This is a genomic window from Amycolatopsis sp. lyj-108 (genome assembly GCF_046549005.1).
GTDB lineage: Bacteria > Actinomycetota > Actinomycetes > Mycobacteriales > Pseudonocardiaceae > Amycolatopsis.
On record NZ_JAJPWQ010000004.1, the window covers coordinates 252,899 to 267,337 of the forward strand.

The window sequence follows — 14,439 nt, forward strand, 5'->3', positions numbered from 1 at the left end:
CGCCGCCGGACGAAATCGTTCCGGTCAGGCGAACAGATTCCCCGAAATCCAGTTGAAAGGAATTTCTCATGCGACGAATTCTGGGTGCTTCGGCGGTATTCGCGATGCTGGCGATGGGTATGGCCGGCGGTGTCGCGAACGCGGCAGGCGAGAGTGAGGGAACCGAGGCCGCGCCGCTCGTCTCGTCCACGGTGGTCGTCAACGAGGTTTCGACGCGCGGCGTGAACGGTCTGCTCGACGAGTACGTCGAGCTGCGCAACGTCTCGAACCAGCCGCAGGACGTGAGTGGCCACGTGATCCGCATCTACTCGCCGTCGAACGTCGTGGTCGACACGATCGTCCTGCCGGCGGGCACGATCCTGCAGCCGAAGGGCAACCCCGGCCAGTACGCCGTGCTGGTCGGACAGAACTTCTCCGGCACCATCGGCGACCAGACGTACGTCATTCCGTTCACGTTGACCGGCACCGAGGGCATCCCGACCCTCGGTGGCGTCTCGGTCCAGAACCTGGCCGGCGCGAAGATCGACGGTGTCGCCTTCAGCAACGCGGTCATGGCCGCACGTGAAGGCCAGGCCGCGACTCCGGAGAGCACCGTCACCGATTCGCTCAACGCGGCGAACACCCGCAACATCCTGAGCACCGACACCGACAACAACCGGCAGGACTTCTCGCTGCAGCTGCGCTCCCCGGGTCTGTAAGGCTTGTAGTACCGACCCGTTTCGCCCGGGCCCGGGCCGCCGTCGGCGGTCCGGGCCCCTTCCATGGCGGTATCTCGCCAACGGCGACATACCGCCACCGAGAGTTGTGTTCATCTGAGAACTCCTGCCTCATCCTCTGGGAAATCCCTTTTCGCGGCGGCCGTGACCACGGCCGCTTCGTGATATCCGAGGAGAGTGAGGCTCGATGCTTCCCCGTTCCCCTCACGTGACGAGACGCCCACGGCACCCATCGGCGATTTTGGCGGCCTCCGCTCTGGTCGCTCTTTCCCCACTACCGGTGACCGCGACCGCCGCGACCGCCGCCCTGTCCGGACCCGCTCCCGTCGCCGGGCGGCCGGACGTCCATCGCGTCACGTTGCTCACCGGCGACGTGGTGACCTACGAGCGGGACGGTGCCGGACACGGCAGCGCACAGGTCGAACCGGCGGTGCGGCCGGACCGGCCGGCCCCGGCGTTCCAGATCACGAGCACGGCCGAAGGTCTGATGGTGTATCCGTCGGACACGCTTCCGTTCGTCGGTAAGGGATTGCTGAGCCGGGACCTGTTCAACGTGACCGCGCTCGTCGGCGACCGGCGTGACGACGCGGCGAGCGCCACGATCCCCGTCATCGTGCGCTACGGCGACCGATCGGGTCTGCCCGCGCAGTCGCTGGACGCGAAGGCGAAAGCTCTTCCACAGACCCAGCGACGCACCCCGCTCGTCACGGCCAACGCGGTGGGAGTGCAGGTCAAGAAAGCGGGGACGGCCGAATTCTGGCGCTCGCTCGTCGCGTTCGATCCAGGCGGAAAACCCGTGCTGAACCAAGGGATTTCGCAGGTTCGCCTCGACAGGAAGGTCCGGGTGGCGCTGGACAAGAGCACCGGGCAGGTCGGTGCGCCGTCGGCCTGGAGCGGTGGGTGGACCGGGAAGGGGACCACGGTCGCGGTGGTGGACACCGGGATCGACGAGAACCATCCAGACCTGGCGGGCAAGACGATCGCCTCGGCGGATTTCAGCGGAGAAGGTGACGCCGTGGACCGCCATGGCCATGGCACCCACTGCGCGTCGATCATCGCCGGCACCGGCGCGGCGTCGGGCGGCCGGTACAAGGGCGTGGCGCCGGACGCGAAGCTGGTGGTGGCCAAGGTTTTCGACGCCTCGGGCGAGGGTGACACCGCACAGGTCATGGCCGGGATCGACTGGGCCGTCGCGCAGGGCGCGAAGATCGTGAACCTCAGCCTCGGTGCCGGCGTCAGCGACGGGGCCGACCCGTTGAGCGAGCAGGTCGACACGCTGTCGGCGAAGTCCGGCACGCTGTTCGTGGTCGCGGCCGGGAACTCCGGGCCTGGCGACCGGACCGTCACCACACCGGGGGCCGCGACGTCCGCGCTCACGGTCGGGGCGGTCGACAGGGACAACTCGATCGCGTGGTTCAGCAGCCGCGGGCCGCGGCTGCGGGACGCCGCCGTCAAGCCGGAGATCACCGCACCGGGCGTCGGGATCGTCGCCGCCCGGGCCGCGGGCACGGCGATGGGTGAGCCGGTGGACGACTCCTACACCGCGTCGTCGGGCACTTCGATGGCGACGCCGCACGTCGCGGGTGCCGCGGCGATCCTGCTGCAGCAGCAACCAGGGCTCACCTGGCGGGAACTGAAGAACACGCTCGTCACCACCGCCAAGGACGTCGGCCTTCGCTGGTACGAGCAGGGATCCGGTCTCCTCGACGTCGCACGTGCGGTCTCGCAGAAGGCGACCGGAACCGCCGTCGCGAGCTTCGGCCGTAACGAGCGGAAGATCACCGGCACGGCTCAGGTCGTACGGCAGCTGTCCTACACCAACGCCGGGGACCAGCCGCTGGCACTGAACCTGAAACTGACCGTGCACCCATGGGACAGCGGCACGCAGCCCGGAACCGGGATGCGCCTGGCGAAACCGAACCTGTCCGTCCCGCCGAAGTCCACCACCACCGTCGACCTCGCCGTGGACCCGAGCCAGGGGGTGGCCGGCGTCTACGGCGGCGCCGTGGTGGCCACGACCGCGGACGGGGCCACCACCGTGCGGACGTCCGTGAGCACCTACAACGCGGCCGAGCTGTTCCCGGTGACGATCCGGGTACGGGATTCGGCGGGTGGCCCGGCTCAGCTCGCGTCGGCCCAGCTGATCGACGACGCGGCCGGTGCGGGTAACCGCAATGACCCCTTCCTCGACCAGGTCAGCCAGCAGGTCGGCCTGGTCGACGGGGTCGGCCGGGTGCTCGTGCCCGCCGGACGCTATTCGGCGCTCGGCTGGGTGATGGAGCGCGGGCTGGCGGTCCGTCGCTGGTCGGCGATGAGCGCGACGCAGGTCTCCGTCCTGGCCCCGGCCGAGATCACGCTGAACGCGGCGAGCGCCGTCCCGGCGGGGCTGGTCACCCCCACACCCACCGACCTGCGGGACCGCACGGTGATGCTGCGGCGCGTGATCCCCGGCGGAGCGGGCGTGAACGGCTACGTCGGCGAAGCCGGGCTGACCGTCGGCGCGGGTTGGGACGTCCGCGTGACCCCTGCCGCGGCCACCTCGGCAGGCGCGATTTCGTTGCAGGACAGCGCGACGCTGTCCCAGACCGCGGTCGAAATGCGGGTCGTCGGCGGCGGCTCGCCCGTGCTGAATCCCGCGTACGACGTGCCGACGCTCACGGCGAAGTCACCCGGTGACCGAACGCTGCCGGTCGTGTTCGGCGGTGCGGGTGATCTCGCCGGTCTCGACGTGCGGGGGAAGGCCGTCCTCGTGCGGATCCCGGTCCAAGCCGGGTCGCCGAACCCGGTGGGCGACGTCTCCACCGGCATCGCGAACGCGGCACGCGCGGTGGCCGCCGCGGGTGGGGCCGCCATGATCCCTTACGCCGGTTCGCCGGGTTCGTTGAGTGTTCCGGGGCTCAGCAGTTCGGTGGTGCCGACCTTGTCCCTCGGCTGGGACGAAGGCGAGGCGCTGCGGACCGCCGGCGCGGTTTCGGTGCGGTTGCTGGTGCGCGCGGCTCCGGACGCGATGTACAACCTCAGCCACCTCGACGCCAACGGTGTGCCGAAGGAGCTCGTCCGGCGTGTCGATCAGAAGTCCTTGGTCGCCACGAAAACCGCCTACCAAGCCGAAAAACCGGGGCTGAGCGCGCAGAAGAACTGGTACGCCTTCCCCACCGGGCTGTGGAAGACGCAAGTGGTGCAGGGCACGAAGATCCCGGCGCCGGGCGCGTGGACCGAGTACACCGGCCCGGCGGACGATCGGCTGGTCTGGAAACGGGTGGTCACCCTGTCCGGCACCGACACCGCGGGCCGTCGCGCCGCGCTGTCCATGAACGCGCAGAACATCTACCGCGCGGGCGAGCGGTCGAGGCCGGACGAGAGCTGGTTCCGCGCACCGCTGCGCGGCGGGTCGGTCGAACTACCGTCCGACCATCCGGCTCGCTACCCGGCGACGGCCCGTGGCTGGGCGGTGCTGTGCTCGATGTGCCGCGGCGGCACGGATCCCGACCTCTTCGTCCCCGGGGCGCAGTGGATGGACGGCGCAACCGGTGCGGGTTCGGGCGGGCACTACACGAATCCGTACGAGAACGCGCGGTACTTCGCGGCGACCACGGTGCGGTTGTCCAAGGACGGGAAAGAGATCCCGCGATCCAATGTGGACGATCCACTCGCCCTTCTCCCGGTGTTCCGGCTCGCGCCGTCTCCCGCCACGTACCGGCTGGACGTGACCGACGTGATGCCCGGCCAGGCGCAGGTCGGTGCCCCGAGCGGAGTGCTGTTCCAGAACGCCCCGCGGACCGACACGTCGTGGACGTTCGCCTCGGCGCGGTCCGAGGCCGCGTCACCACTCGGGTTCACCTGTTACGAATCGGGCAGCGCGTGTTCCTTCCAGCCGCTCATCCAGCTGGACCACCGGCTGCCGCTGGATCTCGGCGGCCGTGCACCGGCAGGGCGCCCGTTCACCTTCGACGTGCTCGCCGGGTCGCACAGCGGCGCGCGTGGCGGCGGGCCGGTGACGCAGCTGCGGGTCTCGGCGTCGACGGACGGCGGGCGCACCTGGACGGCGGCGAGCGTCCGGCCGAACGGGAACGGGCTGTGGTCGGTGACGGTGTCCCATCCGCGGCTCGCGGCGACCGACGGGTTCGTCTGGCTGCGCTCGGACGCACGAGACGGGTCCGGCAACACCGTGACGCAGACGGTCCAGCGGGCCTACGCGCTCACGGACGTGGCGAAGGCGAACCCGCGCCTTCGGTGACGTCGTCCGCACGCGTGGGCCGGGTCACCGGCAAGGTGACCCAGCCCCGGGTGGCGACCTGAAGCCCGGCTTGGAAGCGGGTGGTCGCGCCGAGTGCGGTCATGAGGTCGCGGAGGCGTCGCTGGAATGTCCGGTAGCTCATGCCGAGCTGCTTGGCGATGCTCCGGTCGGGCAGGCCGGTGGTGAGCAGCGCGAGCAGGCGGGCGTCGTCGGACGGCGCGACGTCCGCCTGCTCGACGGAACCGGGCATGTGCAGCGGAAGCCCGGTCTGCCATAGGAAAGCGAAGACCGCGCTGAGCGCGTCGAGCAGCGCGCACGGGTGGATCACCAGTGCCGTGCCGACCTCGGGGAGATCGGAACGCAGCGGCACCAGTCCGAGTCGCCGGTCGACCACGATCATCTTCAGCGGGGCGGCGGTGACCACGCGGGCCTCTTCGCCGAGGGCGAGACCCGCCTCGATGTCGGACGACAGATCGTGCAGTTCCAGCGCACTGCGCTCGTAGACCCCACGGAACCGCACACCCCGGTTGAGAAGGTCACGTTCGGCGGGATGCAGCACACTCGGCGGTTGCGCGTAAGGCGGCTTGTTGACGAAAGCGACCTCCTGCTCAGCCGAGCGCAGCAGCTGATCGGCCCGGTCGGCGATGAGCGCGTTCCCGTGGACCACCTCGATGAGGTCGACCGGCCGTTCGCCGGCCGTCGCCCGGTACCGCTCGCGCAACCGGTCCGCGACCAGCCGCGCACTCGCGAGTTCCCGCTCCTTCTGCCGGAGCATCGCCTCCAGCGCGATCTCCGGTCGCACCGCCGAATACGCCTTCACCGGGCCGGGCAGCCCGGTGAGCAACCCTTTTTCGGTCAGTGAGCGCAGAATCGGGAGCAGCCGCTGCTCGGGCAACCCGGTTCGCCGCCGGATTTCGGCGACGGTCATCGAACCGGTTCCGGCGAACGCGTCGTAGACCTCGACGTCGATTTCACTCAGACCGATGATGTCCAGCAAATTAGCTCCCGCCGAGGTCGCTTTCGCCTGACCATACCGCTGGGCTTCGGCAGGCAAAAGGGACCGCGCTGGTCCCGGCGATCAGCCCTCGAGACGCGGATCGACGGCTCCCTCGAGCCACGTGCGCAGAACACCGTTGAACAGTTCCGTGTCCTCCACATTCCAGATGTGGTGCATCCCCGGCGCCACCCGGGAACATGTCTGTGGCGCGACTCGCGCGATGTCCGACAGGGATCGCCGCACCGCCGCGGAATCCTTCTCCCCCGCGATCGCGAGCAAGGGCCCCCGATAGCGGCTTACTTCCGCGGGCATCCCACCCGCGCACACTTCGGCGACCATCGCGGACTCGGTCTCCCGGCTCACCGAAAGACCGTGCTCGACATACCGCGCGCGTGAATCTTTTGGGAGTCCGAAGACCGCGGCTTGAGCACGCCAGAACCAACGGGTCCGCAGCAAGGCCAGCTGCATCTTGCAGTACAGGCGCAACCCGAAACCGGCGGGCACGAGCGGCGCGCTGGTCAGGAACGCCGAACCCACCCGGTCCGGATGCCGCGCCAGCACACGCAACGCCGTGAGGGCTCCGAGGGAAAGCCCGACGAGATCGAAGGGACCGGCTACCCCGTGACCGGACACCCTCGCGACGACGTCGTCCGCCACCGCGTCCAGTCCCGGCCAGTCCTCGCCGACCCGCTCGCCGAAGCCAGGCAGATCCGGCGTGAGCACGGTGCGGTCATCGAACGCGGACAGCTGCGGCTCCCACATCCAGTTCGCGGCGTTGCCGCCGTGCAACAGCACCAAAGGCCGCTTTGTCGCGTCCGTCCCGGCGAAGTGCACTTCGGGGAACGCGCTCACGCGAGCTCCTCCTCGACAGCGTCGAGCCAGGCCAGTTCGACGCGCAGATGCGCGATCCCGTTGTCCAACGTGGACAGTCGCAGCCGGGCCGCGCGGTCGGACGCCGACGACTCGGCCCGCGTCCGTTCGAACCGCTCCAGCCTGGCTCGGGTCGCCTCGCGATGCCCCGCCAAGAGCGCGCGGAATGCGTCGTCGCCGAGGTCCGCGCCGAAGAACACCCGCGCGAGGAACGGGTCGCGCTCGACGTGCCGCTCGGGCTCACTCGCCAGCCAGTCGGCGAGAGCCGTCCGCCCTGCGGCGGTGATGTGATGTTCCTGCCGGTCCGGCGCTCCGGAACCGGCCACCTTCTCGACATCGGCGAGCCCGTCGGTGACGAGTTGGGCGAGGGTGCGATAGATCTGCGCCTTGTCCGCCGCCCAGAAGTGCCCGACCGTCGAGTCGAAATGGCGTTTGAGGTCGTAGCCGGTCATGGGCGCGAGGGCGAGTAACCCCAGGATGAGGCGGGAGAGAACCATGCCACTAGTAGACAGCTCACCTATGAGACTTGTCAACTAGTGCAGGGTGCGCCCGGCCCAGCGCGCCCGTCTGGGTAACATCCGGGTATGCCATCACCATTCGAGGAGACCGCCTCGTGTCCCGCGCGATGACCAACCGCTTAGTTTGTCTCGGGGACTCCTTCACCGAGGGTGTCGGCGACGAGGACCCGTCGTCGCCCAACGGCGTCCGCGGCTGGGCAGACCGCGTCGCCGCCACGCTCGCGGCCAACCACCAGGACTTCCGCTACGCCAACCTCGCGATCCGCGGCAAACTCCTCGGGCAGGTCCTCGCCGAACAGCTCGACCCGGCGCTCGCGCTGAACCCGGACGTCGTGACGCTGTACGCCGGCGGCAACGACCTGATGCGGCCGAAGGTCGACATCGACGCCCTCATCGACGACTACGACATCGCTGTCGGCAAGGTCGTGGCCACGGGTGCGCGGGTCGTCCTCTTCACCGGTGTCGACGGGGTCGAAGACGCGTTGTTCCGCAGGATCCGCGGCCGCGTCGCGATCTACAACGAGCACGTCCGCGGTATCGCCGCGCGGCACGGGGCGCTACTGGTGGACATGTGGGCGATGCGGCAACTGCGGGACCGGCGACTGTGGGCACCGGACCGCCTGCATCTGAACTCGTTGGGGCACAACGAGATCGCCATCGCAGTCCTCGACGCGCTCGGCGAACCGCACAAGCTGGCCGCCGCCGAACTCGGACCGCGCCCGCTGCTGAGCCCGCAGGCGCGGCGCACCGAGAACCTCCAGTGGGGAAAGGAGCACGCTGTCCCGTGGATCAAGCGCAGGCTGCGTGGCGAATCCTCGGGCGACGAGCTCGCGCCGAAGCGACCGGCGATGGACCCTTACGCCTGACGCGGCCGTAGCCCGTCGAAGAGGATGCAGATCGTCCGGGTCCGGAACTCGGGTCCGGCATGCTCCGCCGCCTTCGCCGTTCCGATGATCACCGGGATCAGTTCGTCGACGCCGAGATCCTTGCGGACGTCGCCGGTGTCCTGCGCCCGGCTGAGCAGTACGCCGAGCGCGTCCTTCAGGCGGACACCGATGACCGACCCTGCCGACGGAACGCTGACTCCGGCCGCCGACAGGGCTTCGAAGTAGGCGTTCTTGGCACCCGACATCTCGATCCAGCCGGTCAGGAACCCGAAGAACGCAGCGCCCGGTTCGGGTGAGTCGGCGGCCACCGTGGCCTCCGCTTCGTCGGCGAAGCAGTGAAGGCGTGCGAAAAGCACCGCCTCCAGAAGCGCCTCTTTCGTCGGAAAGTGCCGAAACACGGTGCCGACTCCGACGCCTGCTTCGCGGGCGACTTCCTCTGTCGGCGCACTGGTGCCTTTGGCCGTGAAGACGCGCTCCGCAGCCTCCAACACCCGTGTGCGGTTACGGCGGGCATCGGCTCGGAGCGGTTTCTCGTCCGTCACAGCGGGGATCCTAGACCCGCTGTCGATAGCCTGTCCGGCGACTCGGGTCTCGCAATCGACGATGGAGGAATCGGGACGTTGAGTGTCCCGATTCCTCCATCGTCGCGAGGTCGACCCGATCCAGACCTTGATCAACGGAAGATCCGGGACGTTCAACGCGCCCTGCGGGTGAGTGGGGAAGATTCGGGACGTTCAACGTCCCGAATCTTCCCCACTCACCCGCAGCCACCGAGCCGAGGTCAGATTCCAGCAGGTACCGGAACGCCAGCGAGCAACCTCTAGTCCGCCATCTCGTCCAGCACCCGCGCCAGTGCCTTCGGAACCCCGGTGCGCCAGCCGCCGCCCATGATCCGGCGTGACATCCGCTGGAACTCGTCGTCGGGATCGAAGCCCTCGTGACTGAGGAACAGCCTGGTCCCCCGGCCCTCCGGCTCAAGCCGCCACGTCACCGTCCACTCCGGACCCCAGCTGATGCTCAGCAACCGTTCCGGCTCGACGGCCAGTACCTCGCAGGCGACCGGGCCGCCTTCGAATCCGGCGGCGGGAACGGGGTCCGCGAGCAGTTCGAACCGGTGCCCCACAACGGGTTTGATGTCGTTCGGCATCCGGAGCCAGCGTTCGAGCAGCTGTGGTTCGGTCAGCGCACGCCACACCTTGCGCGGCGGATGCGCCAGGAACTGATCGACATGAACGGCCGTCGGGTCCTCGTCGTTCAGAACTCCTCCTCGTCCAACAGGTCGCGCAGGTTGCCCAGCTTGCCGCGCCAGTAGCGCTCGTAGGGCGAAAGCCAGTCGGAGACCTCTTGCAGCGGAGCGGCCTCGAGAGAGTAGACGCGGTTGCGCCCTTGCCGCTCTTCCCGGACGAGGCCGGCCTCACGCAGCACCCGAAGGTGTTCCGACAGGCTGGGCCGCCGCATGTCGAAGCGTTCGGCGATCTCCCCCGCCGCCCGCGGGCCGTCGAGAAGGATTCCCAGCACCTCGCGACGGGCCGGGTTGGCGAGCGCGGCGAAGACGTCATCGTTGACCGGCACTAGCGCGGCCAGTTGCCGTAGCCGGACGGTTCGAGCAATCCCATCGCGTTGCCGTCGGGATCCTTCAACGAGGTCACGCGACCCCACGGCATCTCCTCCGCGTCGTCGACCTCGATGCCCTGGGCGCGAAGCTCGGCGATGTCGGCATCGAGGTCGGCGGTACTCAGCTGGAAATGCACGCGCGTCTCGTGGTCGATCCCGCCGACAGCGCGGTCGACAAGGACGATGCCGGTCTCCGCCCCTTTGGGGCCGACCATGACGAACGGGCCGTGCGGCCCGCTGACGTCGACGATCAGGTCGAAACCGAGCTTGCCGACGTAGAAGTCGCGCGCCTTGGCCTGATCGGCAACCGGAACGGTGAGGAACTGCACGCGGTCGATGTTCATGCCGCCACCATACGTAGGAGATTTCCTACGTGTCAATCCCGGCCCCTTCGACCGAAAGGAACATCTGCGCGCCACGAGAGCCAGGCGTCGCCTTCGAGTCGCCGAACACCCGCGGTCGCCGGATGAAGTCGGCCACTTCCAGGGCGGACATCAGATCCCAGATCGACTCGTGGGTCGCCACGACCACGCCGACTTCCCGAAGATCCCGCGGCAGCGCGGAAACGATCTTCTCCGCGATCCGCAGGCCGATCTCGTGAACAGGATCGGCGTCCCGCCGCCCGATGATCGGAATCGTCGGCCTCCCGTTGTCGTCGACGAGCGTCCACTCTTGCCCGTCCTCGGTCACGACGGATTCGCATGGAAGGTCGCCACGGGAAACCGTGCGCAGCGACCGCCGCAGAGACTCGGCCTCGGCCAGCCGATTCAAGGCACGCACCGTCGGCTCCGTCCAGACCATCGTCAGCCTGACTCCGGCTTCCTCGACTTCGTTGGTACCCATCGCACCCTCACGTGGAGGATGAACCGCCCAGAACACACCATTCCAGTAGGGGTGCTCGATACTCAGTTCCGTGGAAGGAAGCAAGCCGTCCACCCGGAGGCGATCCCAGACGAGGCCATCGATCACGTAGCCGAAGAGCACACCGTAGGCGCAATGCGCCAGCCCCTGACCCGCCAGGACATCGGTGAGCGCGGAGACATCGTTCGCGATTCCCGGCACGATCGCGGCGGCGAGCCGTGCCGTTCGGGCGCGCAATCCGGCCGTCTCCTTGGAGCCGAGTACAGGAAACGTGGTCACCAGGCGATCGCCTTCGACGGAAATGAGGCGGTACGCCTGCAACAGCGCGATCTGACTGTCCAGCGGTTCGAAACCCAGTTCCCGCAGTTCCGTGCGACTGACGCCCATTCGTGCGCGGAAAAGCAGACGGCCGTTGTCGTCCATCCTCACGACATGATGCGGCGTGCTTCGCGCACCGAGGCAGAAGCAATGCAGTCCCAATTTCGCCAGGTCATCCGGGTCATCACCGTAGTCGTACATGACCGAAGGCTTACCGCAACACCTTCCCTTACAACCTCCACTTAAATAGAGGTCCAGGGTTCGTGACCAGCGCCGCAAGAGCTTGAGTTCGCCTATGGACGAGCTTTTAGCGTCTTCGGCATGACCACGGAAAACACCGCCCAGTCCCCCCTTCGCCTCGCTGTGATCATCGGCAGCGTCCGGCACGAACGATTCGCCGACGCCATCACGGGCTGGCTGCTGACCGAACTCGCCGCGATCGACGGGCTGGAGGTCGACCCCATCGACCTCGCCGACATCGATCTGCCCTTGCAGGGAACGCAACCCGGCGGCACCGAGACGGTGATCAGCGACAGGTTGCGTGTGGCCGACGCCTACCTCGTCGTCACCCCGGAGTACAACCACAGTTTCCCGGCTGCGCTGAAGAACGCGATCGACTGGCACTTCTCCGAATGGGCGTACAAACCCGTCGCGTTCGTCGGCTACGGTGCCGGTTCGGGCGGCATCCGCGCGATCGAGCAGCTGCGGCTGATCTTCCCCGAACTTCGAGCCACCACCATCCGCGACGCGGTGCTGCTGAACGCTCCCTGGAACCGCCTGGGCCCGAACGGGTACGAGGGCACCGAAGGCGAGCGCGGCGCGCTGGTCGCGACGATGACCGAACTGGGCTGGTGGGCCCGCACCCTGCGCGCCGGACGCGTCGCGGCTCAGGCGAGTGCGGCATGAACCGCCTGACCGGACAAGAACTGCGCATCGCCGCGGTGATCGCGCTCGGCGGGCTGATGGCCGTTCTCGACACCACGATCGTCGCCGTCGCGCTGCCGCGGTTCATGACGACCTTCTCCGCGTCGCTCACCACGATCCAGTGGATCGTGACCGCGTACGCGCTCGGCATGGTCGCGGCGATGCCGCTGGCGGCGACTTTCGCGCAACGCTGGGGAGCCCGCCGGGTGTACCTGGTCGCGCTGCTCGTGTTCGCGGCGGCGTCCGCGGCCGCCGGAGCCGCCGGCGATCTGGGCTGGCTGATCGCCGCACGGGCGGTGCAGGGGCTCGCCGGCGGCCTCATCAATCCACTGGGGATGACCATCGGTTTCGGCGCGGTGTCCCCGGAACGCCGGAGCCGGATGACCACGATCACCGGTCTGCCACTGCTGATCGGGCCGATCCTCGGCCCGATGCTCGGCGGGCTCCTGCTGGACAGCTTGTCGTGGCGGGCGCTGTTCTTCATCACCGTTCCGCCCGCCCTGCTCGGCGTCGCCGGCGTGTTGCGCTGGGTGCCCGCCGACACCCCGTCGGCGGAACGCGCTCCGATCGATTTCGCCGGCGGCCTGCTGCTCGTCCCCGGTGTGGTCGCGGTGGCGTACGGATTCAGCGAAGAGACGGTCGGCATGGACGTCCGGGCGGCGATCGTCGCCGCCGGACTCGCGCTCATGGCCGTGTTCCTTCGAAGGTCGTGGAGGCATCACGCGCCGCTGCTGAACGTCCGGCTGCTGCGCGACAGGACGTTCGGGCGCAACGCCGCGGTCCTCGTCCTGTACGCCGGGCCGTACTTCGGCTCGATGCTGCTGATGCCTGCCTACATTCAGGTGATGCGCGGCGATTCGGCCATGATCAGCGCGCTGATGATGGTGCCGAGCACGATCGGGATGGGCCTCACCATCCAGTTCGCCGCCCGCGTTCTGGAACGCTTCGGCCCGCGGATAGTCGTCGGGACCGGACTGAGTCTCGCGATCATCTCGACCGCCCTGACCATCCTCGTCCTCACACCGGACACGCCTTACCCAGTGTTGGCGATCTTGGGAGTGCTCCAAGGGGCGGGCACGGGGGCGATCATGATGCCCACCATCGTGAGCGCGGGCCGGAACCTGCGCGGCCCGGACCTCGCATCCGGTTCCGCGATCCTTCCCTTGTCCAGCACCATCGCGAGCGCGGTCGGCACGGCGGCGGTGAGCGCGGCGTTCACCGGGCTGATCGCGGCCGCCACCGCCGGGCAGGGTCTCGCCGCGCTGAGCGATCAGTCGGCGGGCTCGGCGCTCACCGGGGAGATCGTCGACGCGTATCGTCTGACACTCGTCGGTGTCCTCGCGGTCATGGTGCTCGCCCTGGTGGTCAGGCTGCGGACCAAGCCCACTCCGGCGGCGGAATCCATCACGGTACGGAGCGCAGCATGACAACGCCGACACAATCCCTGGCGGAAGCCCGGCTGACCGTCAGCGAGGTCGCGAGCAAGGCCGGGGTCTCGGCCAACGCCGTCCGCTACTACGAGCGCTACCGCGTGATCGCCGCCGAACGCACCACCGGCAACGCGCGCCGGTTCACGATCGACGCCATCTGCCGGATCCGGCTCGCGGTCGCCGCCCAGCGGGTCGGGCTCAGCCTCGCCGAAAGCGCGGAGATCCTGGCCGAGATCCCGCCGATGTCCTCCGACCTCGGGCAGTGGTCACGCGCCGGGCAACGACTCGTCGACGCCGGGCAGGCCCGCATCGCCGAACTCGCCGCCGTGGTCGACGAGTACCGGACGCTCGACTTCATCAGGAGCTGAACGGTCCGTCCGCCGCGTTCGACCAACGGAACACCGGGCGGTTCTCCAGACCGGGGTAGGCCACGGCCATACCCCGGTCAGGGGACATCGACCACAGCCGCGCGTCAGGCGACGCGGCATGCTCGGCCCAGGACGGCGACCAGGCGGGAACGTAGCGCTCGTAGATGCGGCGGATCCGGCTCACGTCCTTGGCTTCCAGCCTCGCCGGCCCGGTCATCCGCACCTGACGGACATCATCCGGCGGGGCGAAGGTCGCGACCATGACAGCGACTTCGCGATCGTCGCGAGCCGCGGCCAGGAACGGAGACGGCGGGCCGTCGGACACCGGGGTGTGGAACCACAGCCTGCCCTCCTCGGCCACGAACCACATCATCGCCAGCGCCGGGTTCCCTCGGCCCGTGGTGGTGGCGACGCTCGCAGGCAAGCGCGGCTCGTCGAGGAAGCCCTGTATCGCGAAAACCGATGAGTCCATGGCGTCACCCTGCAACCTCGACCGGGGTCGAGGTCCAGTGACGATCGGGATTTCGTCGATCGGGAACGAGTCCGTGAAGGCCTCCTTACCTACCCTGAGGGTAAGGAAAGAGGCCCTCACTACCTTCAGCGGGCACCAGCAGTCGCAGCGGCTGCGCGTGGAGGGCCCCGTTCACTCGGCTCAGCCCAGGTCCCGGCAAAGTCGAATAACCGCTGGTCGGTGGCGCT

General features: G+C 68.7%; 15 protein-coding genes. 6 read left to right on the forward strand and 9 right to left on the reverse strand.

Translation table 11 applies throughout. From position 1 onward, the window contains the following. Nucleotides 1–68: 68 nt before the first annotated feature. Together ACLJO0_RS17200 and ACLJO0_RS17205 are read left to right on the forward strand one after the other, a co-directional pair. Nucleotides 69–698 (forward strand): lamin tail domain-containing protein, encoded by a 630-nt coding sequence (locus ACLJO0_RS17200; RefSeq protein ID WP_125787779.1) that lies wholly within the window; start codon nt 69–71, stop codon nt 696–698. A gap of 298 nt (nt 699–996) precedes the next feature. Further along, on the forward strand, nt 997–4,953 hold the full coding sequence (locus ACLJO0_RS17205) for a S8 family peptidase (protein WP_410579516.1): 3,957 nt from the start codon (nt 997–999) through the stop codon (nt 4,951–4,953). Here ACLJO0_RS17205 and ACLJO0_RS17210 read toward each other — a convergent pair. From ACLJO0_RS17210 to ACLJO0_RS17220, 3 genes are all read right to left on the reverse strand, one after another. Further along, nucleotides 4,916–5,950 (reverse strand): helix-turn-helix domain-containing protein, encoded by a 1,035-nt coding sequence (locus ACLJO0_RS17210; RefSeq protein ID WP_125795940.1) that lies wholly within the window; start codon nt 5,948–5,950, stop codon nt 4,916–4,918. The two genes, ACLJO0_RS17205 and ACLJO0_RS17210, sit on opposite strands and share 38 nt — an antisense overlap. A gap of 81 nt (nt 5,951–6,031) precedes the next feature. Further along, entirely contained in the window at nt 6,032–6,802 is a 771-nt protein-coding gene (locus ACLJO0_RS17215; protein ID WP_410579517.1) for an alpha/beta fold hydrolase, read from the reverse strand. Continuing rightward, complete coding sequence (locus ACLJO0_RS17220; RefSeq protein ID WP_410579518.1) at nt 6,799–7,317, reverse strand: PadR family transcriptional regulator; 519 nt, start codon at nt 7,315–7,317, stop codon at nt 6,799–6,801. The genes ACLJO0_RS17215 and ACLJO0_RS17220 overlap by 4 nt, the downstream gene beginning before the upstream one ends. A 128-nt stretch (nt 7,318–7,445) precedes the next feature. Here ACLJO0_RS17220 and ACLJO0_RS17225 point away from each other — a divergent pair, with 128 nt between their 5' ends. Continuing rightward, nucleotides 7,446–8,204 (forward strand): SGNH/GDSL hydrolase family protein, encoded by a 759-nt coding sequence (locus ACLJO0_RS17225; protein ID WP_410579519.1) that lies wholly within the window; start codon nt 7,446–7,448, stop codon nt 8,202–8,204. Here ACLJO0_RS17225 and ACLJO0_RS17230 read toward each other — a convergent pair. The 5 genes from ACLJO0_RS17230 to ACLJO0_RS17250 form a co-directional block, all read right to left on the reverse strand. Next, nucleotides 8,195–8,767: a TetR/AcrR family transcriptional regulator gene (locus ACLJO0_RS17230; protein ID WP_410579520.1), complete on the reverse strand. Its 573-nt coding sequence runs from the start codon at nt 8,765–8,767 to the stop codon at nt 8,195–8,197. The genes ACLJO0_RS17225 and ACLJO0_RS17230 overlap by 10 nt on opposite strands. Before the next feature lie 278 nt (nt 8,768–9,045). Further along, entirely contained in the window at nt 9,046–9,534 is a 489-nt protein-coding gene (locus ACLJO0_RS17235; protein WP_410579882.1) for an SRPBCC family protein, read from the reverse strand. Then, a complete protein-coding gene (locus ACLJO0_RS17240; RefSeq protein ID WP_125795946.1) occupies nt 9,480–9,797 on the reverse strand; it encodes a metalloregulator ArsR/SmtB family transcription factor in 318 nt (105 codons plus the stop codon). Before ACLJO0_RS17240 ends, ACLJO0_RS17235 begins: the two co-directional genes overlap by 55 nt. Next, a complete protein-coding gene (locus ACLJO0_RS17245; RefSeq protein WP_410579521.1) occupies nt 9,797–10,183 on the reverse strand; it encodes a VOC family protein in 387 nt (128 codons plus the stop codon). The genes ACLJO0_RS17240 and ACLJO0_RS17245 overlap by 1 nt, the downstream gene beginning before the upstream one ends. Nucleotides 10,184–10,208: 25 nt before the next feature. Next, nucleotides 10,209–11,297, reverse strand: coding sequence for a hypothetical protein (locus ACLJO0_RS17250; protein WP_410579522.1), 1,089 nt, complete (start codon nt 11,295–11,297; stop codon nt 10,209–10,211). Between the two features lie 42 nt (nt 11,298–11,339). Here ACLJO0_RS17250 and ACLJO0_RS17255 point away from each other — a divergent pair, with 42 nt between their 5' ends. The 3 genes from ACLJO0_RS17255 to ACLJO0_RS17265 are packed head-to-tail and all read left to right on the forward strand — an operon-like array spanning nt 11,340 to nt 13,740. Then, nucleotides 11,340–11,924, forward strand: a complete 585-nt coding sequence (locus ACLJO0_RS17255) for an NADPH-dependent FMN reductase (protein ID WP_410579523.1) — start codon at nt 11,340–11,342, stop codon at nt 11,922–11,924. Continuing rightward, complete coding sequence (locus tag ACLJO0_RS17260) at nt 11,921–13,369, forward strand: DHA2 family efflux MFS transporter permease subunit (RefSeq protein WP_410579524.1); 1,449 nt, start codon at nt 11,921–11,923, stop codon at nt 13,367–13,369. Before ACLJO0_RS17255 ends, ACLJO0_RS17260 begins: the two co-directional genes overlap by 4 nt. After that, nucleotides 13,366–13,740 (forward strand): MerR family transcriptional regulator, encoded by a 375-nt coding sequence (locus tag ACLJO0_RS17265; RefSeq protein ID WP_410579525.1) that lies wholly within the window; start codon nt 13,366–13,368, stop codon nt 13,738–13,740. Before ACLJO0_RS17260 ends, ACLJO0_RS17265 begins: the two co-directional genes overlap by 4 nt. On the opposite strand, the gene ACLJO0_RS17270 is transcribed toward ACLJO0_RS17265, so the two are convergent. Then, a complete protein-coding gene (locus ACLJO0_RS17270; protein ID WP_410579526.1) occupies nt 13,730–14,212 on the reverse strand; it encodes a pyridoxamine 5'-phosphate oxidase family protein in 483 nt (160 codons plus the stop codon). The two genes, ACLJO0_RS17265 and ACLJO0_RS17270, sit on opposite strands and share 11 nt — an antisense overlap. Nucleotides 14,213–14,439 lie beyond the last annotated feature (227 nt).

Excerpts from the sequence above, each read along its gene's own strand:
- ACLJO0_RS17260 (WP_410579524.1), top strand. The coding sequence starts at position 11,921 with ATGAACCGCCTGACCGGACAAGAACTGCGCATCGCCGCGGTGATCGCG.
- ACLJO0_RS17220 (WP_410579518.1), bottom strand. The coding sequence starts at position 7,317 with ATGGTTCTCTCCCGCCTCATCCTGGGGTTACTCGCCCTCGCGCCCATG.
- ACLJO0_RS17200 (WP_125787779.1), top strand. The coding sequence starts at position 69 with ATGCGACGAATTCTGGGTGCTTCGGCGGTATTCGCGATGCTGGCGATG.
- ACLJO0_RS17255 (WP_410579523.1), top strand. The coding sequence starts at position 11,340 with ATGACCACGGAAAACACCGCCCAGTCCCCCCTTCGCCTCGCTGTGATC.
- ACLJO0_RS17245 (WP_410579521.1), bottom strand. The coding sequence starts at position 10,183 with ATGAACATCGACCGCGTGCAGTTCCTCACCGTTCCGGTTGCCGATCAG.
- ACLJO0_RS17270 (WP_410579526.1), bottom strand. The coding sequence starts at position 14,212 with ATGGACTCATCGGTTTTCGCGATACAGGGCTTCCTCGACGAGCCGCGC.
- ACLJO0_RS17265 (WP_410579525.1), top strand. The coding sequence starts at position 13,366 with ATGACAACGCCGACACAATCCCTGGCGGAAGCCCGGCTGACCGTCAGC.
- ACLJO0_RS17225 (WP_410579519.1), top strand. The coding sequence starts at position 7,446 with ATGACCAACCGCTTAGTTTGTCTCGGGGACTCCTTCACCGAGGGTGTC.